Annotated in this window: 22 protein-coding genes and 1 tRNA gene; 13 read left to right on the forward strand and 10 right to left on the reverse strand. The window is 49.9% G+C overall.

Features of this window, described 5'->3' with window-relative positions; translation table 11 throughout:
* Positions 1–1,213: 1,213 nt before the first annotated feature.
* The 4 genes from HUE57_RS13355 to HUE57_RS13370 form a co-directional block, all read right to left on the reverse strand.
* Positions 1,214–1,435 carry a hypothetical protein gene (locus tag HUE57_RS13355; RefSeq protein WP_174673345.1) on the reverse strand — a complete coding sequence of 74 codons (222 nt, stop codon included), beginning with the start codon at positions 1,433–1,435 and terminating at the stop codon, positions 1,214–1,216.
* Positions 1,436–5,153: 3,718 nt separating this feature from the next.
* On the reverse strand, positions 5,154–5,501 hold the full coding sequence (locus tag HUE57_RS13360) for a lysozyme inhibitor LprI family protein (RefSeq protein ID WP_320416295.1): 348 nt from the start codon (positions 5,499–5,501) through the stop codon (positions 5,154–5,156).
* A gap of 473 nt (positions 5,502–5,974) precedes the next feature.
* Positions 5,975–6,112, reverse strand: a complete 138-nt coding sequence (locus HUE57_RS13365; protein ID WP_174673347.1) for a hypothetical protein — start codon at positions 6,110–6,112, stop codon at positions 5,975–5,977.
* Positions 6,070–6,279, reverse strand: coding sequence for a hypothetical protein (locus HUE57_RS13370; protein ID WP_174673348.1), 210 nt, complete (start codon positions 6,277–6,279; stop codon positions 6,070–6,072). The genes HUE57_RS13365 and HUE57_RS13370 overlap by 43 nt, the downstream gene beginning before the upstream one ends.
* Positions 6,280–6,314: 35 nt before the next feature.
* On the opposite strand from HUE57_RS13370, the gene HUE57_RS20365 reads away from it, so the two are divergent.
* From HUE57_RS20365 to HUE57_RS13420, 10 genes are all read left to right on the forward strand, one after another.
* Positions 6,315–6,824: a metal-dependent hydrolase gene (locus HUE57_RS20365; RefSeq protein ID WP_420885720.1), complete on the forward strand. Its 510-nt coding sequence runs from the start codon at positions 6,315–6,317 to the stop codon at positions 6,822–6,824.
* A gap of 1,721 nt (positions 6,825–8,545) precedes the next feature.
* Positions 8,546–8,986 (forward strand): hypothetical protein, encoded by a 441-nt coding sequence (locus HUE57_RS13380; protein ID WP_174673350.1) that lies wholly within the window; start codon positions 8,546–8,548, stop codon positions 8,984–8,986.
* Positions 8,987–9,280: 294 nt separating this feature from the next.
* Positions 9,281–9,952, forward strand: a complete 672-nt coding sequence (locus HUE57_RS13385) for a DUF6531 domain-containing protein (RefSeq protein ID WP_174673351.1) — start codon at positions 9,281–9,283, stop codon at positions 9,950–9,952.
* A complete protein-coding gene (locus HUE57_RS13390; RefSeq protein ID WP_174673352.1) occupies positions 9,901–10,173 on the forward strand; it encodes a hypothetical protein in 273 nt (90 codons plus the stop codon). Before HUE57_RS13385 ends, HUE57_RS13390 begins: the two co-directional genes overlap by 52 nt.
* A gap of 697 nt (positions 10,174–10,870) precedes the next feature.
* On the forward strand, positions 10,871–11,146 hold the full coding sequence (locus HUE57_RS13395) for a hypothetical protein (protein WP_174673353.1): 276 nt from the start codon (positions 10,871–10,873) through the stop codon (positions 11,144–11,146).
* 62 nt (positions 11,147–11,208) lie between these two features.
* Positions 11,209–11,619 (forward strand): hypothetical protein, encoded by a 411-nt coding sequence (locus tag HUE57_RS13400; RefSeq protein ID WP_174673354.1) that lies wholly within the window; start codon positions 11,209–11,211, stop codon positions 11,617–11,619.
* Positions 11,620–11,997: 378 nt separating this feature from the next.
* Positions 11,998–12,411: a hypothetical protein gene (locus HUE57_RS13405; RefSeq protein WP_174673355.1), complete on the forward strand. Its 414-nt coding sequence runs from the start codon at positions 11,998–12,000 to the stop codon at positions 12,409–12,411.
* Positions 12,341–13,726 (forward strand): hypothetical protein, encoded by a 1,386-nt coding sequence (locus tag HUE57_RS13410; RefSeq protein ID WP_174673356.1) that lies wholly within the window; start codon positions 12,341–12,343, stop codon positions 13,724–13,726. Before HUE57_RS13405 ends, HUE57_RS13410 begins: the two co-directional genes overlap by 71 nt.
* A 626-nt stretch (positions 13,727–14,352) precedes the next feature.
* Positions 14,353–14,610 (forward strand): hypothetical protein, encoded by a 258-nt coding sequence (locus HUE57_RS13415; RefSeq protein ID WP_174673357.1) that lies wholly within the window; start codon positions 14,353–14,355, stop codon positions 14,608–14,610.
* A 302-nt stretch (positions 14,611–14,912) separates the two neighbouring features.
* A complete protein-coding gene (locus tag HUE57_RS13420; protein WP_174673358.1) occupies positions 14,913–15,686 on the forward strand; it encodes a hypothetical protein in 774 nt (257 codons plus the stop codon).
* 1,656 nt (positions 15,687–17,342) lie between these two features.
* On the opposite strand, the gene HUE57_RS13435 is transcribed toward HUE57_RS13420, so the two are convergent.
* Positions 17,343–17,430: transfer RNA gene (locus HUE57_RS13435), tRNA-Ser, on the reverse strand.
* 185 nt (positions 17,431–17,615) lie between these two features.
* Entirely contained in the window at positions 17,616–18,446 is an 831-nt protein-coding gene (locus HUE57_RS13440) for a mechanosensitive ion channel family protein (protein ID WP_174673359.1), read from the reverse strand.
* 273 nt (positions 18,447–18,719) lie between these two features.
* Between HUE57_RS13440 and HUE57_RS13445 the strand changes: the two genes are divergently transcribed.
* The 3 genes from HUE57_RS13445 (at position 18,720) to HUE57_RS13455 (ending at position 22,324) form a co-directional block, all read left to right on the forward strand.
* Entirely contained in the window at positions 18,720–19,832 is a 1,113-nt protein-coding gene (locus HUE57_RS13445; protein ID WP_174673360.1) for an ABC transporter substrate-binding protein, read from the forward strand.
* Positions 19,829–21,664, forward strand: coding sequence for a diguanylate cyclase domain-containing protein (locus tag HUE57_RS13450; protein ID WP_174673361.1), 1,836 nt, complete (start codon positions 19,829–19,831; stop codon positions 21,662–21,664). The genes HUE57_RS13445 and HUE57_RS13450 overlap by 4 nt, the downstream gene beginning before the upstream one ends.
* A 114-nt stretch (positions 21,665–21,778) precedes the next feature.
* A complete protein-coding gene (locus HUE57_RS13455) occupies positions 21,779–22,324 on the forward strand; it encodes an EAL domain-containing protein (protein WP_174673362.1) in 546 nt (181 codons plus the stop codon).
* Between the two features lie 16 nt (positions 22,325–22,340).
* On the opposite strand, the gene HUE57_RS13460 is transcribed toward HUE57_RS13455, so the two are convergent.
* Genes HUE57_RS13460 through HUE57_RS13475 form a run of 4 tightly spaced genes read right to left on the reverse strand, consistent with a single transcriptional unit; the run spans position 22,341 to position 25,495 of the window.
* The gene (locus HUE57_RS13460; RefSeq protein WP_078484522.1) at positions 22,341–22,931 is read right to left on the reverse strand and encodes a class GN sortase; all 591 of its coding nucleotides are present in this window, start codon (positions 22,929–22,931) and stop codon (positions 22,341–22,343) included.
* Positions 22,922–24,985 (reverse strand): marine proteobacterial sortase target protein, encoded by a 2,064-nt coding sequence (locus HUE57_RS13465; RefSeq protein ID WP_078484521.1) that lies wholly within the window; start codon positions 24,983–24,985, stop codon positions 22,922–22,924. The genes HUE57_RS13460 and HUE57_RS13465 overlap by 10 nt, the downstream gene beginning before the upstream one ends.
* A complete protein-coding gene (locus tag HUE57_RS13470; protein WP_172840346.1) occupies positions 24,975–25,127 on the reverse strand; it encodes a hypothetical protein in 153 nt (50 codons plus the stop codon). Before HUE57_RS13470 ends, HUE57_RS13465 begins: the two co-directional genes overlap by 11 nt.
* A gap of 32 nt (positions 25,128–25,159) precedes the next feature.
* Entirely contained in the window at positions 25,160–25,495 is a 336-nt protein-coding gene (locus HUE57_RS13475) for a hypothetical protein (protein WP_078484520.1), read from the reverse strand.
* Positions 25,496–25,511: the final 16 nt, after the last annotated feature.

Below are 25,511 nucleotides of genomic sequence, written 5' to 3' on the forward strand. Positions count from 1 at the left end.
AGTTAGATACACCCTACCTCTCTGTTCATTGCTGCTGTCCAGCACCGAGTATCAAGAAACGCTTTGCGTAGTCGCAGAACAGATCTTCATCCTCTGCATCAATCTCTGACCACTCACTCACTAGTTCGGCCTTCTGCACGCTTCAGGTCTTGCTGAATAAAAAGGAAGTAACCGTTCAAACATCTGGCGATGACGTACGTTTGCACTTCCGGCACGGCCCTCCCAACGCACTCAAAGAAACCAGCAACGTCCAGCGTCCCGCCTCATACTCTGTGCGCCAAATTCATCACAGTCAGAGCCCTCACAGGCGTGTCGTTTAGTAGGAAGCGTTTTGATGACCTAAGCCACTCTCCTGATGGGCCGTCAACTCTGAGCAGGCCACTGTGAATTCAGCCATGAACCCTCCGCTGGTTAAACTTGTTCATTATTAGCCTCGATACTACGGTTTAGTGCCACCACTATCGGCCACCCTGCACAGAGGGGGTATCTCGGCAGGCCAATCCCGATATGCACTATTGATCTCCTCTACCCAGCCGGCAGGTGCCAGGCTCTGGTTGAAATGGGATACAAGCACCAGAGCAGGTAGTAGCGTGATAGCCATTGCAGCAGCTGGACGAAGTACTTCGATTGACGGTGAAGTAAGTTAGCAATCTCAATATGTGTTATCACCCCTACTGAACAGCTTGAACGATGCGACGGCGAAGCTTCTCTCCGCCGCTCGCAGCTCAGCCAGAGCCGATAACACGCGACATCTCGTGCGACCCAGGACTTTACTTCAGAGGCACGTGGTTCCGCTAGCAATCCCATATGCCAATCGGAGATTTCATTGAGATCAGGCTCGAGGATGACGCTACGGCATCATCCAGTGCAAGCGCCAGACGAGCCAGATGTTACGCTACGATTGACTCTCTTCCGCGGGTTCATCACCAGCCATCCTCAAGCGGTGCCTTGCGACAATCTATACTGAGAATGTGAACGTCATTCATAATCATTCCATTAGCGCCTCAAAGAGAGCTCCTTCACTTTCAAATGCCCCTGATGCGAGCACAAATACGGCCAATTCGACGTCGTACGTTGTGTGGTGCATCACAAATACATCCTTGCGCGCTCATGGTCATATTCTCCAGGTATATGAGTTTCAAAAGAATCCGCTCATCATCATCGAGCTCAAGTATTTGTCTGAGATGAGACCACTTGGCTTGAACCTGATTACTCAGCTCCTCCTGTGATTGCTCAGTATCTCTTCATGATCAAATATCACTCGCATCAGCGCTCCGATCTCTGATTCTGAAAGCACACTCTCTGGTGAGACATCATCTGCAATCTCTAACGGCTCACTCTCCTCACCTGACAAACCTGCATCAATCGAGATCGGCTGAACCCTGGGTTTAGGACAGGCATTCTCAGCACGGATGCGACTGGTCGCCCGCTGCACGATCTCATCTGGAATGTCTTGGCTGTCGTGGAGATGGCCCTCGTTCTCAAGACGATGAGCAATTTCACCGGCAGGTATTTTGTCAAAGCAGAATAATTCGTAAATCCTCTGCCATATCGGGCCGAGACGCTCTACCCAGCGGGGACGCGCGGTCTCCCGAAATGGTGTCGATAGAGATCGCGTAATAGATTTTTATAGGCTGTTTTGACGTAGGCATCGGTAAGAAGCGCTGCTTCTCTGGAAGAGATACGGGTATGGAGCTTAAGCATCGCATCCTGCGAGGCATCCTCATGATCGATATGCGTATTTGCAAAAAGTAGCGTGCTTGGCGAAGATAGTAATCGACCCAGGCAGGGCTAAAGAAATTGAACGGCTCTCCCATTAGATACACACAGGCCTTACGCCTTGCTCCTATTATTTTATTTATTATGCACGCGCAACATACCCGATTTGACTCAAAAACAAAAACAGAGTAAATATTCGCATCAACGCGGTGCCAACACAGGCTCTATAACATAGATATCACTAGTTTTTCCCAGCTAAGCCATATCGGTAATCACCAAATCACCCGTAACCCACATCCTGCTTCTAGTTCGGGGCGACAATGTTCCGATAGACCTGAAGTGATTCACCACCATCAACCCTGATACCGTTTACCTAGGCGACCGGCACGCCACTCAGTCCAAGTCCTCACCCTCAGCCATATCGATTTGAGCCTGCCCTTCGTCTCGCTATTTTCATGCCGGTGGAAAAGCGGCAATCTTCCCTGTTCACCCGCCACACTCACCTCCTCACTATCGTCCACAATCTAAGGCTGCGAGACCAACACCCGCGATATCATCACTGTCCTTACAGCCCTCTCATACTCCAGAGTGATCATGTTTTAATATCTCTATCAGACGGACACGCGAGAGGTTGTATACACCGGAGTAAAGGGGACAAATACCTGTATCAGGTTCGATAGTATTGAATATCCCTTATGGAAGAATGCTATTTTGGACTGATGATATCGACCTTAAAACAGGTTAGCAAAGTGAAAAAGCCTATCAAATATTAACGGCATCATTACACTGATGATGTCGATAGCCTTGAAACAACACGTCTAACGCTGGAATCAATGAAAAGTACAAACCCTTATAAAACCGCATAGTTTCAACAGCGTGATATGTCGCCCCAATGGACCACCACATCCTGATTGACAAAAACCACCGGTCGTCAGACCTGGGTATTCAGCAAAGAAGTACTATAACCTCTTCGCTGACTACGGAACACTGATAACCTTCATCGAACATAGCGTGAATTATAGTGGCAGTTTGAATCAGGCATCCACCCACATATGATTTGACAAAACCCACCAGCACCGCTAATGTCGTACGAGGTCAGACCTGTTTTGAGTAGAGAGGCACGTAGACCCTAGGGATCCCTCTTACAAGCTACTACCGCTACCGAAACGGCCACATCGAAAAAGCTGGATATCCCTTTCGGTAGAGTAGTCAGTTAAAGTCAGACCATACTCTCTCAAGATTAATTATAAAACCACGCCAGCCCGTATGTATGACATGAAGAGACAGGAATGACCTGTTTGAGATGAAGATACCAGCGCAAGAACTCTAACAAAACATCTATAACCACACGTCGACTGAACTCGAATTTGAAGAGTGAGAACTCTCCGCAGATGGTCAGTTAACACGGCATCGTGGCAGATATTCCTCTACCTGAATTTAAATCACGCCATGTCGTTCATTGATGGAAGTGTAGTGAATTTGGTAGTCACTAGAAATAACAGCGCAAGAACTACTAACAAAACATCTATCGCCACCTGATCGACTCGATTATCTCGAATTTGAATTTGACGGGGTGACAGTTCGATGTTTCGGTGTTCTTCACGGCATCACTGGCGGGCTGAACCGGTGCTACCGGAGATTCGTAAAAGCAATCGATTCGTTCAATTGAGGGCACAGTGCTCGCTGAAAAGGGGATGAAGTCGATCTATCGTAACTGCGGTATTGATGCTGAGCTGGAGGATTGGCTGGTGTTAAGGCCCATCGATGCACTACTCATGGGTGTACAGCTAATCGCTGATCCACGTTGTCTATGGATGATCACCATAGACGCCCTTCGAGACTGCTACGACGTAGCGATCCGTTCACAAACGATAGAAACAGCACCATTGAATCACTCGGTGAGTCTCCTACTTCCATCATATCGATCCTATAGAGCGCCGCAAACTCGCAGGTTTCGAAACTTCAGAGCGGGCAATCAGACGTGATCTGTACCGATTAGAAAAATGGTATCAGTAGTAACATCAGGAAAAGGAGGCAGTGGAATAAACAATCCCAGATGGCGACGTATATTACTGCTGGAGCGATTTATGCACATTCCAGCACGTTCACTGCACATGCTCTACTACGCAACCGCATACGCAAAACCCATAACCTTCAGCTGATCAATCTGGTCGTTGGAGAACACACAACAGCGACATGGCCTATATCGCAAACAACAGCATCGAAACAACAGAGGCCCATAACAGGGATCCCTTTCTGTAGTGAAGCGTATAGTTTCTCGTGCCAGACGTTTTGGTGGCTACAGAAGCACCCTGTCCACCATCGAATTAACAACAAGAAAGTCTCTTTATATGGCTGCACTGCTATTGGGTGCCAGCATTCCAGTTATCAGTACGATCGTCATCATATTGGCTATACCAGCGTGATAATCACCATGAATCACACCTCGAACTAAAGCATACTTGTCATGTAAAACAGTAAGAAAGCCTGCCATCAGGTAGCTCAATTATAGAATTCGTGGTCTGTGAAAGCCTCACTGACTACGACAGTACAACGGTCCTGGCCTATCGTGCACAGCTTTATAATGGATCGGGACACGACACCGTTATCCTCGAGTATTATCCCGACAAACTGTGTCATCGTGAGATAGAACATCCGACCTCAATGCCAACCAGCCCCACAGACTCAGAATCAGTTTCTATCTGTAATAACGATCCCTTCGATCTTCCTGCTGATCTTTTCTCCACCGCTGAAATGTCTCAAGAGATCAAAATAAATGGCACTGAGTTTGCGCAGCTTCGTTTTCGAGAGGGACTAAAGCAGTGTAAGAGCCGATACGAGAAGATGTGCTCTGGTAACACTCCTCTGCCCTTCGGAAACCGCGTCTACTACAGAGAATTAAACAACACGGCTTACTGCATCTTCACCAATGGCGACGATGCATTGCCCGCCTACCCCCACGCTTACTTGATACCGAGAGCATCGAACCAGATAGAGCAATCACACAATATATCGACAACGACATCGAGGCTCTTCGTGGCATCTACAGTCGCACAGAAACCGACCCATCAAAGGTGGAGCAGAAACTACGAGCCTTCAGAAGCGAGGGTTTCTGGTCTCTACTGGAGGAGATAGAGCAGACCAGAGATGAACTCAGCATCTTTAGCAGTAACAACGAAGATAACCGAATAGGCGACAGAACACGTCAGTTAACCATTGATGAAATGGATAGTGAACTGGGTATTAACGATCGAGAGTGGCGAGTAATAAGGCTACTTCTCTCCCCTTTGATGATTTGTGGGAGTGGCTCATACCTGGCAACGCGGGTGGTGTCTCTATTTGCCGTCACGGACGCACGTTCAGGCACTGGCAGACGATGATTGTATAAATGGATAACAACAGTAACAACTCAACACGCGACGATATTTCAGCGATTAATGGTCATAGATTTCGTTCTCGAGTCGATCGAGATAGTCGATGCGCTTTCTGTTCATTCTCAAGCGGCAGGCATTGTACTCGGAAGAAAATAGCCTGCTATCAGCAGGATAGACGTGCAGATAACCATTCACCTCACATTGCGCATCGCGAAATAGATGCCACGCCTGATACAGCTCAGCAAGTGCAACACGTGTCTCACTATTGTGCTCATCATCACTAAGCAACCCGGAGTCAGCAACGAGCTCGAGCAGCACTCGTTCTTTCTTCTTCAGCGCCTCATCACTCACCGCCACCTCCATTGCCAGTACCTGACGAGCATAGTCATGGCCGGCGGTGCTGTTGATTGAACATCATCAGCGTATAGCAGGCCATTGAGTCCAAGACAAAGAGACAGGAAGACAAATATGATGAACTTCAACATGAGACTCCATTCGTGAAGTGTAGAGACTGTGGTCAGCACATCAGCCTGACGATGAGTCAAGGATGGTCAGATGTGCCGGGTTATTTTTATCGCCAACGTCATATTAATACTGACCGCAAGCATCCTGTTTCTAATTTCTCAGCATCACTGGGCGATTGTCGTAGGAATATGCCTTACCGTAGGGGTGATTGCCAATCTTGTCAGTTATCAGGACGTGACTAGCTGGAAGTCATTCATCAGCGAAACCTGCCAAGGAAAGCGTGTTGCATGTAACCACTGCGGTCATTGCAACACTATCTTTCCATGGTCACTCTAAACGCCGAAGGATAATGCGTTATCAATGGATATTATTCACCACACCTTCGCTGACCGCCATGGATAGCGAAGCGAAGGCGGTTAGTCCCCGATAGTCGACGCCGTCTGCCTATTCGTAGTTGAGGCGCGAGCGAACGACGAAGAAGATGCAGCAGCGGCTTTATGTCGGCGTAGAGTCACTGAGGAGTTGTGTAGAGCCGCGAAGAGGTGATTACGCAACGTACGCAGGACGTCGGGGCGCCGTAGGCATAAACGGTCGCGTTAAGTATTTGCCGCTTGCTTGGGCTTGGAGGCCCAAAACAAGCTTCCGCAAAATAGCGACTCCCGGAATTGGGACTGCTGGACTGCACAGCGCAATCGAGATGGATCATCTTTACAGCGGGCACTGCATTCCTTCTAGGCAGCCTCTTTCCAGATCTTGATGTGCTATTTATTGTTTTGGAAGACGCTTCTACCTCAAAACCACCAGTCCCTGACTCACTCAGTTCCACTTGCCCCATTCTACGCACTGCTTATCTGCACACCTCTAATTATCATTGAGGGTTATTCATGGTCAACTCTGCTTGCAGCTCTAGCTGGTATTGCTCTGCATATAGCGCTCGACTGGTGTAACACCTTCCGAATCGCCCTCTTTGCACCGTTTAGTTTTCGACGTTACAGCCTCGATGCTCTCTTCTTTATCGACGCAACGACACTCTTTCTTACCGTGCTCTACTTTTCGACATCTTATCTCACAGCCCCCTACCTGTGGTTGTCAGCACTCTATGGCGTATTATTCACTCTCTACCTTGCCTTCAAGATCCTGCTACATAACAAGGTCATCAAAGTGAACAGGTCGATATCGCGATTCCATCAAGCCTCAACCCCTTCTCATTTTATCTATTTAAAGAAGATCGAAACCATCACCACAGTTACCACTACAACAGCCTGACTCGAAGAAGATCTGATATTAAGACAATAAAAAGAGAGCGAGAAGGTTTACTTACTAGCAGAAAAGAGTCCGCTATATAGAGACATGAAATGATCTGCAGAGCGCTCTGCATCACGAGTATCGAAAGGGACAAATACGGTATAACACTCCAAGCGTATGACATGGCAGTGAGAAATTACGGAGGGCGGTTTGGAAAAACAACACTACGGTTCAATACTCGAGAGGAGCTTATTAGTGAAAATTCTGACATTTGAGATCGAACAGAAACCAGGCCTTCGGTTAAACCTGACTGATATCATCTTCATCCTGTTGATACTGCTGCTCTGCAGCGAGATGTATCACGCACACTTCGCACTCAACCTCTTACTGATCCGGTCTCCTGGGAGTCTCCTTTTTCCTCTTCTGTAATGTTTTCCGCATTGGCAATCACCTTGAGCGCTTCTGGTACATACCATTTACAGTCATCTCAGGCTGGGGTATAGCATCTCAGCAGATCGACACAATGTGGTTGATCATAGCCGTACTACTGGAGCCGCTGAAGTGGTTGTTGATAACCATCAAGATCAGAGGGGCCATTACAATGGCTTAGGCCACTCACTAATCGATAACTGATATGTCGAGACAGAACACACACTACCATTCATGAGGACTCTCGCCTCCACTGACTCTCTCACCTCATTAATCGTAGTACCGATTCTCAGCCAGATGGATATCGAAATAGTCACCACCAATATCCTGTAGGCCAACAAGCGCTGCCCCATTCCTGCCAGAAACCACCACCAAAATCACGATAGTTGAGCTGATTGATAGTGATGTTGGTAGGGTTTTGACTAGTAATGATACGGATACCACGCGCTACATCATGATCGAAGCGAATCGTTACCACATGGAAACCTCGTTGCTGACGGTGTCTGACCGATTTAACCTTGAACCGATACCCCTCTCGGAAGATTCCCCGCTTCCCGCCTCCTCCTTGTCGAGAAGTAGCATCGCAATGGTGTGTTCAGGTCTGATGCAGTTATTATCTCCTATATAACTTCCATAGGTTGGCGAGGAGTCATCACCGTTATTAATGATCACACCGGTATTACCACTCCCTGATTGATGATAGTACTGTTACCGATGCTGAACCACCGTAACTGTAGTAGGTACGATGACGTTCCAGGCACTCTCGATAGCTCTGAACTGCCGTCTCCTGCCACTGTGAAGGTAATCGTTATAGTGAAAATACCCATAACGTGAAGAGTGACCCCCATTCATCTGGTTATAGCTCTGGTTCAACTCATTGAAGGTCTCACTCAGCTGATCTCGACCTAGCAACATAAAATTTCGGTTGGCAGGCACTTCTAATTCAGCCCTGAGCTCAAACTCCGAACCCGATGGTAGCTCCAGAATTGAATCAGCCATGGACGCTGCGTTTACCTGACCTATAACAGAGACAACTATCGAGACCATTATCAGTAAACGTACTCTTCCACAGCCCTTTTGATTTTCATAGCTCATTATCAATTGCTCCATACCTATCTGTTAATGGTTCCATCCCTTAAACGGACTCGGACAGAAGGTTTGACGAAAACCCATGAGATGAGTGGGTATCAATAACCGCAACACCATTATCGAGCCATATCAACACCCTCTTTTTACGATCAATTTCGAGTGTTGTTCTGTCACAGCTCCATTCAGTGTCCGTTTAACACCAGTGACAGAGTGAGGAAACCATAATGAGTGCGCAGATAATTGAACAATGCAAGATTGATTTTGACATAGAGACCAGTGACGAAAGAGCCTTTGAAGACGTCGAGTCGTATAACAGTGTGCTGCTAGCATTACATGGCCGCAACGACTCTGATGAACTTAACCCACATCATTTTCAGCGTCTCTTTAACGCTCAGCGCTCCGCGTTCTGCTCACCATTCACTCTCGGTACACTTGAGTACATTGAAATGGCCAGGGAGAGTAATATTTTAGATTTTCTGCTCGATATCTATCTTGTGATGGCTGAACATTCAGGACCAGACCGAGATCTCGCTGGTGTCATTATTGATAACAGTGCTCTATCACTAAGCAGAGACGATGCCATGGAGCTACTTGGGTACATGCTTGAGTGCGAGTTATTAACGCAGACCTATCTTCGTTGTAACCTCCAATCGGCAAACAGCTAATTGATACTTCACACATGATAAATCGTCGGCAGATCAACATCATAGAAAAAGATTACAAAACCACCTCAGATCAGAGGGGCTTCAAAGAGTGTATACATTAAATCAACATGCGCTTAGCATTACGCAACAAAACAACTATGTATAAAAACCAGCATAGCGATGGAGAACAATAGGATGTTAAGTCACCTGATCACCGGGTACAGTTTGAATACTCAAGACCCTATTTCAACAATAATAAACTGGTTCACGGAGGTCCATTACCTACCCATTCTACTGTTTGGCCTCACTCTGATCGTGACAGCCATCCCCTCCCAAACTGAGGCAGGGGTTAATCTCAAGAACGGTAACTATTACATCACCTACACAGATATCGTTATTGCAGGACGTCACGATCTTGAGATCGAACGCACTTATAACAGTCGATCAGGTGGAAAGGGTATTTTCGGCATTGGCTGGGGTTCCGATTACGAGACCAGTCTCGCAGTACAGGGCGATGGCACGGTTGTTATACGAGAAAATGGTTCTGGTGCCCGTACCGTATTCAGGCCACCTTCGCTAAGTAAAGAGGAGATTGAGAGTGCTGTTGATGCCATTATTCAGGCCGCCAATCAAGACAACCGTTTCAGCAATGACCGTGAGCGCCGTGATGAACGCAACAAGCTCTTACGAGATGCAGAATTCCGTTCCAACGCATGGACTCGATATGTAGAAAAGGGCTGCTCAAACCACGCCACATTCCTATCGGGACTGTCTATCGAACCTCCACTCGTGGTCAACAGCGTCTACTACGCACACACGGGGTTTCAGCGCTCGAACAGTAGTCAGATCGATGAATTCGACACCTCAGGGGCGCTCACTCGGGTCAATCTCAGCAATGGCGAGAGCCAACACCTGTTTCCGGGGAGTCGCTATTTTTGCGAAAGTTTGTTTTGGGCATCCAAGCCCAAGCAAACAGCAAAAACTTAACGCGACCGTTTATGCCTTCGGCGCCCCGACCGTCCTGCGTACGTTGCGTAATCACCTCTTCGCGGCTCTACACAACTCCCTCAGTGACTCTACGCCGACATAAAGCCGCTGCTGCATCTTCTTCGTCGTCCGCTCGCGCTCTCAACTACGAATATGCAGACGGCGTCGACTATCGCGGACTAACCGCCTTCGCTTCGCTATCCATGGCGGTCAGCGCGTGATGCAGAGGGCCAGCTCTCTCGCATAGTTGACAGTGAAGACCGAGAACTCCGTTTCTCCTTTAATAACAACGGTACAGTTTCCAGGATTGATGCAAGCGGAGGAAAAAGCGTTGTCTACCGGTATGACAACGATCGTCTTGTTCACACTCAGGATGCCGCTGGTAACTACTTCACCTATCGTTATGACGCTAACACCAACCTGATCACGATTGGCTACGACGACGGTAGCAGCAGAATGATCACCTACACAGGAACCGAATTTGGTGGCAATCAGTTCGTACGCTCTGTAACAGAACGGGACAACATGACCACCTGGTATAACTACGGCACCAACTACAGAAGAGACGATGGTGAGTCTTACTATACTGAGGTCATTAAAACCCGACCGGGAGCAAGAGTCGCACCAACCGTTACGAATACACCATCGCCTATCGCGACGATGGCTCTACCTACACACAGCGCATACGTAACGATGTTAACGGCATCATTACTGACACCACCTACGACGAAAATGGCACACCTATCAACATTGAACGGGGTAACCGTGACACCCAATTCGAATATGATGATCGTGGTCGACTCACTCTAAAAATGATGGTGAGAGATAACTCGACTTTTTATAACGACACCGTAAACAAGATATCGAAGGTCATTCAGTATCCCTCTGAATATCCTGAAAATGCGAAGATCTCTGTTTTTGAATACGACGCAAATGGCAACCTCACCACAGCTTCAAACAGTGACGGTAAACGCCGGGGAGTCGCTATTTTTGCGAAAGTTTGTTTTGGGCATCCAAGCCCAAGCAAACAGCAAAACTTCACGCGACCGTTTATGCCTGCGGCGCCCGACGTCCTGCGTTCGTTGCGTAATCACCTCTTCGCGGCTCTACACAACTCCCTCAGTGACTCTACGCCGACATAAAGCCGCTGCTGCATCTTCTCCGTCGTTCGCTCGCGCTCTCAACTACGAATAGGCAGACGGCGTCGACTATCGGGGACTAACCGCCCTCACTTCGCTCTCCATGGCGGTCAGCGCGTGCACCTCATCTACGATGATGCGGGTCAGATCATAAGATCAGAATTTGAAGACACCGCATTGATCTTCACCTATAACGCCATGAGCAAACCCATCACCATCGCTATCGAAGATGTCGGCTCGCTTTCTATCGCCTATGACGATGATGGTGAGATCACAAAAGTTGAAAGTTCCGATGGCAGTCAAGAGTCGGGGAGTCGCTATTTTGCGGAAGCTTGTTTTGGGCATCCAAGCCCAAGCAAGCGGCAAATACTAACGCGACCGTTTATGCCTACGGCGCCCCGACCGTCCTGCGTACGTTGCGTAATCACCTCTTCGCGGCTCTACACAACTCCCTCACTGACTCTACGCCGACATAAAGCCGCTGCTGCATCTTCTTCGTCGTTCGCTCGCGCTCTCAACTACGAATAGGCAGACGGCGTCGACTATCGCGGACTAACCGCCTTCGCTTCGCTATCCATGGCGGTCAGCGTTGGCACTACTCATTACCCAATCATTCCAGGCACTCTTATCACTGGTGAAACCAGCTGGCGTTAACCTAAACCTGTAAGGACACCACTGTGACAACAAGAATAACAACCACAATTACAAATAACAGACTGTTATCTGCAGCTATCGGACTAGGTTCACTACCGCTATGTAACCAGATCAGTGCCAACATTGATAACACCGAAACCCGCATGCAGTCTGATGTGGCGATATTGATTCAGGCTGGTCATGCGACTGCTCCTAATAAAGTTATCGCCTACCATAATAGTGACACCAGTCTTCTTGAAACCTGGGACGGTATTGATGTACGTCTATGGCGTCGTGCCATTACCGCTGAACCATGGCAAATACTACGTCACTGGAAAAGCCTGCCCGGGGAGTCGCTATTTTTGCGAGAGTTTGTTTTGGGCATCCAAGCCCAAGCAAACAGCAAAAACTTCACGCGACCGTTTATGCCTGCGGCGCCCGACGTCCTGCGTACGTTGCGTAATCACCTCTTCGCGGCTCTACACAACTCCCTCAGTGACTCTACGCCGACATAAAGCCGCTGCTGCATCTTCTCCGTCGTTCGCTCGCGCTTCCCAACTACGAATAGGCAGACGGCGTCGACTATCGGGGACTAACCGCCCTCACTTCGCTCTCCATGGCGGTCAGCGAAGGCGCCTGGAGTCACTCCCACAAAGATGTCACGCACTATTTCTCCAGCAACGTTGATGGTCACTTTGAACTGTTCGATGCAGAGAATTTTTCACGCCTCTATCGTGTAACAGCCAGAATGACACCTGACCATTCGCCTGACACTCACATCATTAAAGGTGATGGTGGTTCTTCCACCATTATCGCGATACCTGAACTCGATAACGAGGATAGTCCCTATCTCTCACTCCATCTTGGAACAAAAGATGGCGGCTTCTCCATCTGGCAACCCTTTGCTGGTGAAAGAGAGGTCACTGATTTATTTGAGCTCGCTAATGGCCTATTCGCCGTTCGTCTCGACAAGAGTGATTGGCAGCTCATACGGGTTAAACCCAATGGAAGCAGCCAGAGAGTCACCCTACCCAGTCTACCCTCAGAAGTCCCAAAGATACGCAAGCTAACAGATGGCCTATTTGGGGTCGCGATCTACGATGATGCACTACGTAGAGATAAAGACGACGGTGCACTCTGGCATCTATTCAGAATCAACTCCGGCGATGAGATCGAGCCTCTACAGCTCTCGGGGTTTGAACCGGGTGCCGTGAAGAGTATTCACCGCATATCAGACCATCTCCTACGATTAACAAGTCGCACATCAGAAGATGTTGATCACTCATTGCAGACTCACTTCTACCGGATTAACGAATCGAAACAGGCTATTGAAGTTCATAAAGACATTACTGGTATCCCTGATTTGACTCGCAACTTCCGACTGCTGGCCAATGGTGAACTCGTCGGAGCGGCTGAAGTAGATGATGCAGATGGAGACGGTACACCGGGTGATTGGGTATGGCGCATGCGCGACTCACAGGGAGAGTGGCGCACACCTCAAGAGATACTCCCAGAACTCTCTGGAAAAATATGGACCATGAGCGACTGGCATGATGGTCAAGGGATCGGGGTTCAAACCATGACTGGCGAATCAGGCGCTGAATACACCTCCCAGTGGTATCTCCGAGACAACAAGACCAAGCAGTGGCACTCCGCCGAAAAAACGCTTCCCCTTCATGATGATCTGGCGATAGACACCATTCACGAGCGTCGAGATGGACTATTTGAAATTACCAGCATGCTTGATGCCGCCATTAAACCTGATTTCGACTCACCCGTACCCGTCGTTATTCAGAGCACCCACTGGGTGATGCGTGCAGAGGATGGAGAGTGGAACGACGTTAGGAGCATAGTTGCCAAGCACCGTCCTGGACTGGAAAAGAAAATCATCGCTGTCGATGCCCGAAGCAACGGCTTGATGGTCGATATCCAGCGTAACCATGATGAGACACCGATCAGACTGCTTTTTACAAGAACCGTGATCATCAGTGGGTCATGTTAGATAACACCATGCTCACAACAGCCTCAAGCTCAGCAGCATCTAATAAACGCCCCTTCAGCAAGGTCAAACATAGTGAGGTACTGGCCAGTGGGCGTCTAATCCTGTTGCATGAACAGGACGATGCCAACTTGGGATGGTGAGTGGAGATATCCAGTTACTGCAATCAGGTAGTGAGGGATGGCGGCTACTTCAAGCACAGAATGCACTCGGTGGTAAGGCGGCCCAGCTTCGCTATGACGCTGATCTTGGTCTGTTAGTACGCAGTAGCCATACAGGTGGCAGCAAGCATACTTCCGCCTCGATCACGATGGGTCATGGACTGACGTACGCACCCTAATTCCAAATGCCCCAGCAGGCTAGCATCAGCGTTCACCTTCGCCAACAGCCGCGGCGTGGCGATTAAAAGACACGATGCCAATGGTAATGGTCGTTTTGGCGAGTGGTATTTTACTATCCTGACAGTCAGGGCTGGCACGATATCTCCACCCTCCTCCCAAATGCATTTCCTGCTATTCAGACCATTATCGACGCCGGTGGACGTTCTACCATCAGCGTTCAGGAGGCGGGGATGCCAACCGTAACGAGATCGCCAACGAGTGGCACCACTACTACCGTAATGGAGATCAATGGATAGATCTTCAACAGCAGTGGCCGAATTACCGGAAGAACTCTCCGAGCTACGTGTCTCAGCCGACGGTCGTGTCTTAACCGCTCGCGAAGAGTGGGACTCAAATGGCAACGGCGAGTCATTTGAGTTGATCGCAGCTATCTGGTCGGATAAACAACATCGATTTATTCCTGTCTCAACTCTAATAGAACAACCGCTACAACAGATCAGCGACATCCGCAGTCTGTGGAGTGGTCGTGGTATCGTATACAGGTAAGCAATGCAGAACAAACTAGTTCCATCACCTCAAGTACAACGGTTGCTGGTGGTCATAGATGGCTGCTCTACCAGCATCAAACGGATGAGAACTGGAAGCCAGTCGTTGTTGGTGATTCAGCACCATTAAAATACGTGCTGACAGTACAGGCCGGCTACTAGCACTGCGTACAGAGAGTGAAAGTGATTGGCAGCTTTGGAGCCGCAGCTCTCCTGAGGCATCTCTGAGCAGAGTGAGTGAATATACAAACAGACAACTAAAAGATGTGCAGTTAGAGATCGCAACGGACTTTTGCCATCCAGTTGAGTGATCTTTGGCGTGATGGTAGTGAACAGTGGGAGCTATGGAAACTCAATGATGGTGGCCATGAAAGAGTCGGTCACTCTAGCTCCTCTAGCTGGTTTGGCCTGAATCACACCAGCGACAGCCAGGACCGTATCCACTTTGATAATGCCCAGCACTATCAAGACGGTCGTCAGGTGGAGAATGTAGCCACGCCAAAAATTTGGTTCCATGCAGACGCCAACATCCCAAACCAGAAAAACACAGTCTATGCGCCAGCAGTAATTAGTCAGGCACTCACATCACCGGATGGCATCACACCACCAGTACGAATTGATGCGATAGGATATGGTCCATCCGGTTCTGTTATCGTCTATATGAATGGCACACAGCGCATGGTCGTAAGCTCTTCTAACGGTCCATCATGGATGGAGAGTCGTACAGAACTGGATGACAAAGCAGCCTCAAAGAAGGAGATAATTCTGCTGGTCAATCGTTTCCCAGATGGAACTGAACGACTTTCAAGACTGGATGCACCCGATCTATGGATCTGGTCATACAATCACCAGAACGGCAGGATTTACTATGACAATAACGGCTACTTTTTCAATGAAACCGATGCAGTCAGTGAGGTGCTGACCTTTCGGGTTGGAGAGCAGATACACGCCTTTGAACAGCTGGGTAGCTACCTGTTCCGCCCCGACATCCTTGAGAAACGTCTTGGCCTGGCCGAACGCACGCTATTTGGACTTACACAACGTGATGCAGAACGTATCAAACTCGCCAAAAGTTAGCACCAGAGGGTATCGATATTGCGAGTCTACAACCACCACATATTACTGTGGTGGCATCAACCGATAGTGTCGATCACCCTACGTGGATCTCGACCTGACTGCTGAAGGTTTTGGTATTGATGAGAGCAGCATCTCAATACACATACTCGGCGCAGGACAGGCGCGTTCTGTTACACCGCAACCATCGGGTGATCAAAGGCAAAAACTCGCACTCACAAAGCGCGTCCCTCTCGTCCCTGGGTGAATCGGCTCAAGGTCTCGATCTATGATGCAAACGGTCTGAGTCATTCGCAGCGTCTACAGATTACCTACACGCCAATAAAGGGTGAAAAACCGACGCTCTACGCCGCAATTGTGCCACATCGCAGTACAAGGGTGTTAACAATCTTGATGCGCTTCCACTAACGCAGAATGATGCTCGCACCATCACCGAGACACTCAAGTCACAGCACGGCAAACGATTCGGTAAGGTCGTCACCCAAACATGGTGTCAGGAAGATGGCTGTAACTCTCAGCCAACCCGCAAACAACTCATCGAGCAACTACCACAGTTTCTCTCCAGCGCTAAGAATGGCGACTTTGTCGTCATCTATATCAGCGGCATGGGCTAAAAATCGGTTCCGAGTATTTCATGGTGCCAGAAGATGGCGACCCCGCTCTGCCCTCCACGCTCGTTGCCTGGTCGCAGATCCAAGGCTGGTTACGTGGAACAGGACTGGGCAAAAGGTCGTTTTTCTGGACACCGCCAGTCTGGTGCAGTTTTTAAACAAAATCGTGATCAACGCCGCATGGTGCAACAAGCCGCCGAGCACGATGGTATCTATGTACTATCCGCCGCTGCAGCTGATGCCTCAGCCTATGAACTGAGCAGCATCGGCAACGGTCTCTTACCCATGTCGTCAAGAGGGACTGATAGGACAGGCCGATGCGGGTGCCGATGGCTCTATCTCCTTCGAAGAGCTCTCATTCCACATCGCTCGTAGAGTGCGCGAACTATCATCAGCACAGAAAGTAAGAATGGAGCCCTACGTCCCAATCCTGGACCAACATATGGACTTCGAATTTGCGAATGTAAATAGAAAAATAGCGCTCTATCTGCGCACCTCAGACATCTCCACCTTCGACAACACTGCATTGCCAACACGAAACAGGTGGTGGGGCGAACAGATTAACAACCTCAAGGAAACATCTCACTAGCCAATAGAGAGAAGCCACCCACACTCTGGCAATAGTAGAGGACAACGGCACTCCCATGCGCAGTCAGTTGAGCAGCAACAGCGGTAACGTACTGGGCCAATGGCGTTTTAGTGATACAGGTGTCGAGGTGATGCTCCAGGAGGTGTCAAAGACCATCTCAGAGAGCCAGAAAGTGGCGGTAGCGTGCAGTGCTAGTGCCGCTAAGGGTGCAAAACGAAAAGTTAAATGCGATTAGTCATTGAACTAACAAACCCAAAAACAGGGTCCACAAACTAAGGCGGAGAGGAGAGGAAAGAACGGACTCGATACTTTTCGCCTCCCCTGCGGATTGATGTGTCGCCTTGCAGCTGACATCTCATACCACCACTGCACGCTGGCTTATCGAATCCGACTGTTTGAAACTGAGACCTCAAGCCCCTTTCTAAGCACAAAAACCCGCCGTATGGCGGGTTTGTTGTTTGGCGGAGAGGGAGGGATTCGAACCCTCGATACGTTGCCGTATACACACTTTCCAGGCGTGCTCCTTCGGCCACTCGGACACCTCTCCAGAATCAAGCCAATGCTACGAAAACAGCTACTGACAAGAAGCGCGCAAGGTTAAACCAGATTCGGTCTCTACGCAATGAAACAGGGCTGTTTTTAACCCTATTAGGGTTAATCAGACGATTTAAACTGGCTGCGGAACAGCCTCTACTCGCGGCCCAAGGGATCGGTGGGCCGCGAGTGATGGCATTAGGCGGCTGACTGCTCTACAACATGAATATCAGTCTGTGGATAGGGAATCGAGATGCCATTTTCATCAAAGGCGATCTTGATCTGTTCCAGCAGGTCAGAGCGCACCGCCCAGTAGTCGCCACTCTTTACCCAGGGACGGACATTGAAATTGACGCTGCTGTCGGCCAGCTCAGCGACGCTGACCGCTGCTGCAGGCTCGGCAAGAATGCGCTCATCAGCAGCCATGATCTTCTCCATGATATCGCGTGCCTTGCGCATATCGTCGTCATATCCAATGCCGAACACCATATCGATGCGGCGAGTTGGGCGAGCAGAGACGTTCACGATGGTACCGCCGTAGATATTGGAGTTGGGCACGATAATCTCTCGGTTATCGCCGGTCTTGAGCTGGGTGCTAAAGATACGCACCTCCTCAACCACGCCGGAGACCCCTGCCACCTCGACAAAGTCGCCCATCTTGAAGGGGCGGAAGATGATGATCATCACGCCCGCTGCAAAGTTAGAGAGTGAGTCTTTGAGCGCCAGACCCACGGCCAAACCGGCGGCACCCATGATGGCCAGAAGTGATGTGGTATTCACACCAAGCTGATCGAGGGCTGCGATTACCACCGCCACCATCAACACGGCGTAGGTGATCGAGCCGAGGAAGTTGATCAGGATATCGTCCATCTTCGAACGTCCCATCAACCTGCGCATCATCGAGACGACACTCTTGGCAATCCATCGACCAATGATAAAGATCACCAGTGCCGTCACCAGCTTAATACCCCAGGGGATCGCGTACAGATCTACAAATTGTCCCATCGACTCCTGATTCATCTCAATCATGCCTATCCCTCATATTATTTGTTGACCAGTAATTCAGAACGATTATAACCATCAAACTCCCGACAAATACCACACAATATGGTAAGAAAAGTTAATATAAGGCATTGATATTGGACAGATATCGAATGAAATCGATCCTCCCGGCTTACAGACTGTTCCAGGTGTAAATAGCCCTACAGAATTTGCAGTGATATATATTCTGAACTATGTAACATTAACGAGAATAACAACCAATAACCAGCTGGAAAGGTGATTCGAATCGGTATGCCGATCATGCGTAGATCACTCTGGAGCATCAGTTTTTTCATCCTGCTCCTATTCACTCTCTCTGCACACAGCGTTGTAGCTGAAGACGCGCTCGGCAAAAAGCCCACACTACTGCGCATCGCAGGTTGGGACGTTTATGCCGACCCAATCAACAGGGGGAAGACTATTGGCTACAAATCAGCTGAACGGCAACTAGGCATCACGATTGAGTTCACTCCACTTAGCCATCTCGATGAGATCATCGATGCGGCAGAATCGAACAACGATTACGACATTCTGATCATCTCGAATGAGGGGATCAAAATCCTCGGTGGCATGGGGCTGATATCACCACTCAGTCTTAGTCAAATTCCCAATTATCAGGATCTCCACCACAGTCTGCGCTATACCGAGTGGGGTCAGATAGAAAGCAAGACCTACGCCGTCCCGTGGGCCTGGGGCCCAACCGGGCTTCTCTATGACACAACGCAGACGGAAGAGCCTGAGAGCTGGAATATTCTCTGGGATGAGCGTTTCAGTGGCCAAATCTCGCTCTGGAACGATGTCTCCCTGATCTGGATAACCGCCCTTTCGCTTGGGTATGACAATGTCTACAACCTGACTCGTTTTCAGCTCGATAATGTGCGCAACAAATTGCTCAATCTAAATCAGAGAATATTCAGATATTACGACGGTGAAGTCGATGCCATCGACTCCATCATCAATGGTGAAGCAGTTCTTTTGAATAGCTGGTTCGATCCATCCGCGCGCCTTCTTAAACATAAGCGAAACTTTAGAATGGCAATTCCAAAAGAGGGTGCCGTGGGTATGTTCGATAGCTATCTGATCAGTCGAAACAGCCGACAAAACGAGATCGCTCACCGTTTTATCAACCATCAGCTATCACCGATCATTCAGCGAGAGATGGTACAAATTACCGGATTAGCCCCAGCCAACAATGAAACCATGGCTCTACTATCGGCTGATGAGATCCATGCTCTACACCTTGGGGAGACTGACTATTTCAATCGAATGATCCTCTGGGATGTAATGCCGAGAAAACAGCTCTACGAGGAGCTTCTAAGCGAAATTCGAAGCGATTTTCAGGCACGCAAAAGTTCACTGAGTATCAAAAAGTGAAAAACCATACACATACGATCACTCTTATCGCCCTTATCGGCATCGTTGTGATCGTCGTGAGCAGTGTCACCATATTCAGATACATGGAAGAGTCACTGATCGAGCAACACCGTGAACAGTTCATTATTGACTCTACGGCTAAGCTGGATGGTTTGGTCAACACTCTTGAAGAGCGTCGTTTTCACCTCAATGCCTTTACCCAGCTACCAACATTTAAATCATTACGCTTTCATCAACTCAGCCTCAATTACGCGGCGATACGAGATGACCTACGACATCTGGAACTCTATTTTCTTGAGCTTCAACACCGTCAGCCCGATTTTCTCTCCGTCCACTACTTCAATAACGAGGGCACAGAACGATTTAGTGTCAAAAACGGCATTATTCAAAACCAGCTGGGGCGTATCGAACGCTTCGCCCCCTCCGGTTTTGCGGCCAAACTTCAGCATGGTGAGCTACGTGTCACTCAGAGTAGCAATGAGGAGATCACCAGTTTGACCTGGTGGCTGCCGGTCTATAGCTCTATCAATCATCGTCTCGGCACCCTCTCCTTCACCTATAGTTTTAAACCCATCGCCAATGCATTGATAAATCTGGCACAGGAGGGCCGAAGCTGTTCAATATTGAGTGAAAAACAAGGCCGTCTATTACTCTCATCGGAAGAAGTCGGAGATGATATAAAGCTGCGCTCCGGCAGTTGGTTTGTTAGCCGAGACCTGCCACTACCAGGAATTGACTGGCAGGCGACGCTCTATGCGCACAAAGATGAAATCCTGAAAAATGTCACCACATTTCGGCAAGTCGCGCTGTATGGACTAGCACCCCTGATCTCTCTGCTGCTGGTCTTTCTTATCATTATCTCAATTAAACGGCTGGAGGCGGAGCGTAAAATTCGCCATATGGCCTACTATGACGAATTGACCGGACTGGTTAATCGCAACCACTTTGAAGAACGTCTCATTCAGACCATCACCCATACGCAACAGACCGGCATCCACCATGCACTGCTCTACCTCGATCTGGATCAGTTCAAGGTAGTCAATGACACCTGCGGCCACCTGGCGGGAGATCATCTCCTCATCCAGCTCGGTGAACTACTGCAAAAGAAGACCCGTGAACACGATACTCTGGCTAGACTCGGCGGTGATGAGTTTGCAGTTCTGCTGGAGGACTGTCCCGAATCCAACGCCGTGCATATCGCAGATGAGATCCTCAAATCTGTCACCGAATTTAGATTTATCTGGGATGGAAAACCCTTCACCGTTGGCGTGAGTATCGGCATCGCATCTATTCATGACCGAGATCAGAGGCCACAGGATGTGATGAGTGCCGCCGATATGGCCTGTTATATGGCCAAAGAGCTGGGACGTAACCGCATTCATCTCTATACGGCAGATGATCTCGACCTCGCCCGTCGTCACGGCGAGATGCAGTGGGTCTCACGAATCAAACGCGCGCTTGAAGAGGAGAGTTTTTTTCTCGAGTGCCAACCGATCATCCCACTCGGCGATGAGGAGAGACCATCACTACGTTGGGAGATGTTAATCCGGCTACGCGAAGAGGAGAAGGTGATACTCCCTGGTGCCTTCATCGGCTCAGCCGAGCGGTATGGATTGATGCCAGATATCGATCGCTGGGTGATCGATACGGCTATCGAACTGCTCTCGACCTTCTATCACATCGGGGAGTCGCTATTTTGCGGAAGCTTGTTTTGGGCATCAAGCCCAAGCAAGCGGCAAATACTAACGCGACCGTTTATGCCTACGGCGCCCTCGACTGTCCTGCGTTCGTTGCGAATCACCTCTTCGCGGCTCTACACAACTCCTCACTGACTCTACGCCGACATAAAGCCGTTGCTGCATCTTCTTCGTCGTTCGCTCGCGCTCAACTACGAATAGGCAGACGGCGTCGACTATCGGGGACTAACCGCCTTCGCTTCGCTATCCATGGCGGTCAGCGCGGGTCAACTGGAACCGGGTAAACTGGTCTTCTTCATTAACATATCGGGCTGTACAATTAGCGAGAAATCACTCTTTAAACACATCAAAAAACAGCTCGCCCATCATCATGTTCCACCTCAGGCGGTCTGTTTTGAGATCACCGAAACGGCCGCAATTTCCAATCTGACCGATGCGGTAGAATTCATGGGACAGCTACGCGAATTGGGCTGTGCGGTGGCACTCGACGATTTTGGCGCGGGTCTCTGCTCATTTACCTACCTTAAATCGATACCTGCCGACTACCTGAAGATCGATGGCAGCTTCATTCAGCACATGCTCGAGCAACCGATGGATGCCGCCATCGTTGAGGTCATCAAATACATTGGCGATGCGGCATCACTCAAAACCATCGCCGAGTTTGTCACCAGTGACAAGATCCGAATAGAACTTGAAGCGATCGGTATCAACTATGCACAGGGATTTGGTATCGAGCGTCCCGGTCCATTACACAAGATGATCTCCAAGGTGCATGCAGACAAATTAAGTGACTGACTCTCCACCGTATTAATCAGAACCACTCAGCCACTTCCCGCGTTCCACTCACCAGATAACGCAGCGACCCACTGCTGTCGAGGCTATTAAAGGGATAACAGGTCACCAGCGCCAGATAGTGTCCCTCTTCACGATTGGCAATCTGTGTCTGTCGCGCATCGACCACCGCTCCCTCTTCCAGCCGGTAGCGGAAACGACCCTCTCGACTCTCAAGTTCAATGGCATCCCCCGCCTGAAGAAGCTGCATAAAACGAAAGTGAGTATCACGATGACCACTCACTACAACCGTACCGTTGTTACCCGGTTGGGCACTATCACGATTGTGTCCAGGGCCAAAAGCGAGCGCCTCACCGCTCTGCCCCCGCATGACAATCAGATCAACACCCAGACGCTCAACACGCAGACGTGCCACCGGCCAGATATCGGCCCACGGCCACGGCTTAACGTTCCCACCCTGCTCCAGACTCTGTTGCCACGCCCGCTCCATCAACACCTGCGCCAGACCCGCCTTGGCATAGATCCAGACTCCCTGTCCAAACTGCCAACCACCCGCCACTGACACAATCAGTAGCAGGAGTGCGAGCAGGCGTCGTCGAATCAGCTCCATCTTTTATTAAATCGAACGATCAGGAGTGCACCGAGCATTAGTAGAAGACCGATCAGTATCTGCAACTGTGCAGGGGTCGCCGTCTTTGCCATGCCAAACACCTTGTCGTACTTCCAGCCAGCAGGTAGTTCACTCTTCAGCGCATGTTGCTTAAGTGTACTCTCCACCGGGCGTGCCGGAGTCACATCAACCGCCACAAGACTGGTAAATTTACTCACCAAATGGTGATCAAGTGCCGTCTGCACCACAGCGCTCCTCAGTGCCGACTTCTGCTCGATTTCGTTCACTGAGCGGTATCGATCCATCAGATGCCCAATACGTTGTCGTGCCCACGCCACCGATACACCCGAACGTTGCGACTGATTGCCGAGTCCGATGCGACTCTGCCATTGCTGATTGGCAAATTTACCCTTCACCACCACCGAGTCGGGCAGTGGTTGCTCACTGCGCAGCACCACCTGCAGCGGTTCATTCAGATAGAGATCGGGTATCGGATTAGGGTATGACTCGATAGACACACCTTCAGGTAGCTGCAGTTCGATATCGGTCAACGCCGGATAGTCGAGCTTGCTCAACAACGTATCGATCTGCTGCTGAACCTCGTTCGTAGAGCCGATATAGAGAAAACTGCCACGTCCATACTGCGCCGCCTTGCTCATAAAGTGGCTATTGGGGGCAGAGCCGATGCCCACGGTAAAGAGGCGACTCTGATCGAGTCGTGCCTTGATCAGGGCAAACAACGCGTCCTCGTTGCCCACTGCGCCATCGGTAATGAAGACCACCTGATGAAAGCGGCTACGATCACGATCACTCCCAAGCGCGGCATTGAGTGCTGGGCGCATCTCCGTCCCCCCATTAGCCTGCAACGACGCCACGTATCGGCGAGCGGTGGCAAGATTATGGGTACTCGCCTCAACCAACATCGGGAAGAGTGCGCTAGTAGTGGAGTTGAACTGAATCACATTAAACCGATCACCACTGCGTAAGCGATCGAGTGCCACCAGCAGCGCCTGTCGTGCCTGACGTATCGACTCTCCACCCATTGAACCGGAGGTATCGATCACAAAGGTAATATCGCGCTGTGTCGCGATGCGGTCGAGCACCTCACGTCCCGGCGGCATCAACATCAGCAGCGCATAGTTTCTCCCCTCGTGCTGTTGCGTAAATAGCGCCGCCTTCGGTTCACTGCCGGACGCCGGCACCCAGTGCAGCTCAAAATCACGATCGGCCTTTACGGGGCCTTCCGCAAAGGCGACCTGATACTCACCTACACCCTGCTGTTCTATCTTGACTGGGTGGTAGGCACTCTCAACCTTGGCCAGTGGAAAACCGGGCATCAGGTTCACCGCCATCGTTACACGGTTAGTACCGGACTCTCCGGGTTTGCGCACCGGTGGAGTAATCCTGGAGGCGTCATGTACCAACGCACTATCGAAGGCCCAGCCACTACCACTCTGAATCTTGACCTCCTCTTCAATTTTCAGAGGGGCACCAGGGATATAACGCGGTGCCACCACCATCGGGAAACGCAACGAGAAACGTCCATCACGAAAGGCGAGCTGCTGATACTCGATCTTCACCAGGATCTCTTCACCGGGAGCGATGTTAGCCAGAGAGGTAGTAAAGATATTCGGCCGCTCCTGCTCGACCAGCGAGGTGCGTTTTCCCTGCTGCTTCGCCTGTTTATAGATTCGTTTCGCCTCATCGCGCTCCTTGATCTTCCCCTCTATTGTTCGCTCCCCAATCTGCATCCGCATCCGGTCGACCGCTGCATCCTCAGGCAGTGGAAAGACATAGATCCCCTCCGCCCACTGTGGTGAGGGATTTTGGAAGCGCTGGGTCACTGTGACCCGGGCAAACATCGCCGTCACATCGATCGATACATCGGTATCGAGTGTCGGTGCCGCTATCAGACCCTCACCTTCAACACCACGTAGTAGCAGCGAGCCACTGCCAACTGAATCGGTTTGTAGTGGTTGTGGCGAAGCGCTGGCGACACCACAAATGATGAACACGTAGAGGGCCAATCCTCTCAGCACCATCTTATTCATCATGGGTCGGCTCCTGCTCTTCACCGTTAGAGGCCTCGAGCCAGTGGTGGCAGGGGTAGTCGAGACTGAAAGGAACCAACCTGTCGGCTACATCCTCGGGATGGTCAAATACAATCTCATCGGTAACGGGCACAAACTGTTGCATAGCGGCTCTCCTCACTTATTTCTCTACTTGATCTAGGGCATGGCCCGCGCAACGGTGCGGCCATCCATGGTTTTGAGTGTTGGGGTGGTGGGTACAGATGCGATATGGCAAATCAGCTGTGGACGACTTCGACTGCGATTGAGTCGAATCACGGCCAATGCCTCACGTGCCTGATGTAGTTCAACCTCTAGCTGAGGATTGTGGTGAGCCTTTCGTCCCACCCACATGCCTATCGAAATTCCCATCACTCCGCCCACTGATATCCCCAGAAGCAGGCCGATACTCAGGTCGAACAGCGGTGCCAAACTCACACCAGCAGCCAATATCGATACCACCCCGATCACTACACCGATCTCTCTCTTATCCATTGTCTGCTCCTCTATT

It is taken from the genome of Candidatus Reidiella endopervernicosa, from assembly GCF_013343005.1.
Taxonomy (GTDB): Bacteria; Pseudomonadota; Gammaproteobacteria.

Bases quoted from the DNA above. Each gene is read 5' to 3' on its own strand.
- HUE57_RS20365 (WP_420885720.1), top strand. From the start codon at position 6,315: ATGTGCTATTTATTGTTTTGGAAGACGCTTCTACCTCAAAACCACCAG.
- HUE57_RS13380 (WP_174673350.1), top strand. From the start codon at position 8,546: ATGAGTGCGCAGATAATTGAACAATGCAAGATTGATTTTGACATAGAG.
- HUE57_RS13410 (WP_174673356.1), top strand. From the start codon at position 12,341: ATGGCGGTCAGCGAAGGCGCCTGGAGTCACTCCCACAAAGATGTCACG.
- HUE57_RS13415 (WP_174673357.1), top strand. From the start codon at position 14,353: ATGGATAGATCTTCAACAGCAGTGGCCGAATTACCGGAAGAACTCTCC.
- HUE57_RS13440 (WP_174673359.1), bottom strand. From the start codon at position 18,446: ATGATTGAGATGAATCAGGAGTCGATGGGACAATTTGTAGATCTGTAC.
- HUE57_RS13445 (WP_174673360.1), top strand. From the start codon at position 18,720: ATGCGTAGATCACTCTGGAGCATCAGTTTTTTCATCCTGCTCCTATTC.
- HUE57_RS13455 (WP_174673362.1), top strand. From the start codon at position 21,779: ATGGCGGTCAGCGCGGGTCAACTGGAACCGGGTAAACTGGTCTTCTTC.
- HUE57_RS13460 (WP_078484522.1), bottom strand. From the start codon at position 22,931: ATGGAGCTGATTCGACGACGCCTGCTCGCACTCCTGCTACTGATTGTG.
- HUE57_RS13465 (WP_078484521.1), bottom strand. From the start codon at position 24,985: ATGATGAATAAGATGGTGCTGAGAGGATTGGCCCTCTACGTGTTCATC.
- HUE57_RS13470 (WP_172840346.1), bottom strand. From the start codon at position 25,127: ATGCAACAGTTTGTGCCCGTTACCGATGAGATTGTATTTGACCATCCC.
- HUE57_RS13475 (WP_078484520.1), bottom strand. From the start codon at position 25,495: ATGGATAAGAGAGAGATCGGTGTAGTGATCGGGGTGGTATCGATATTG.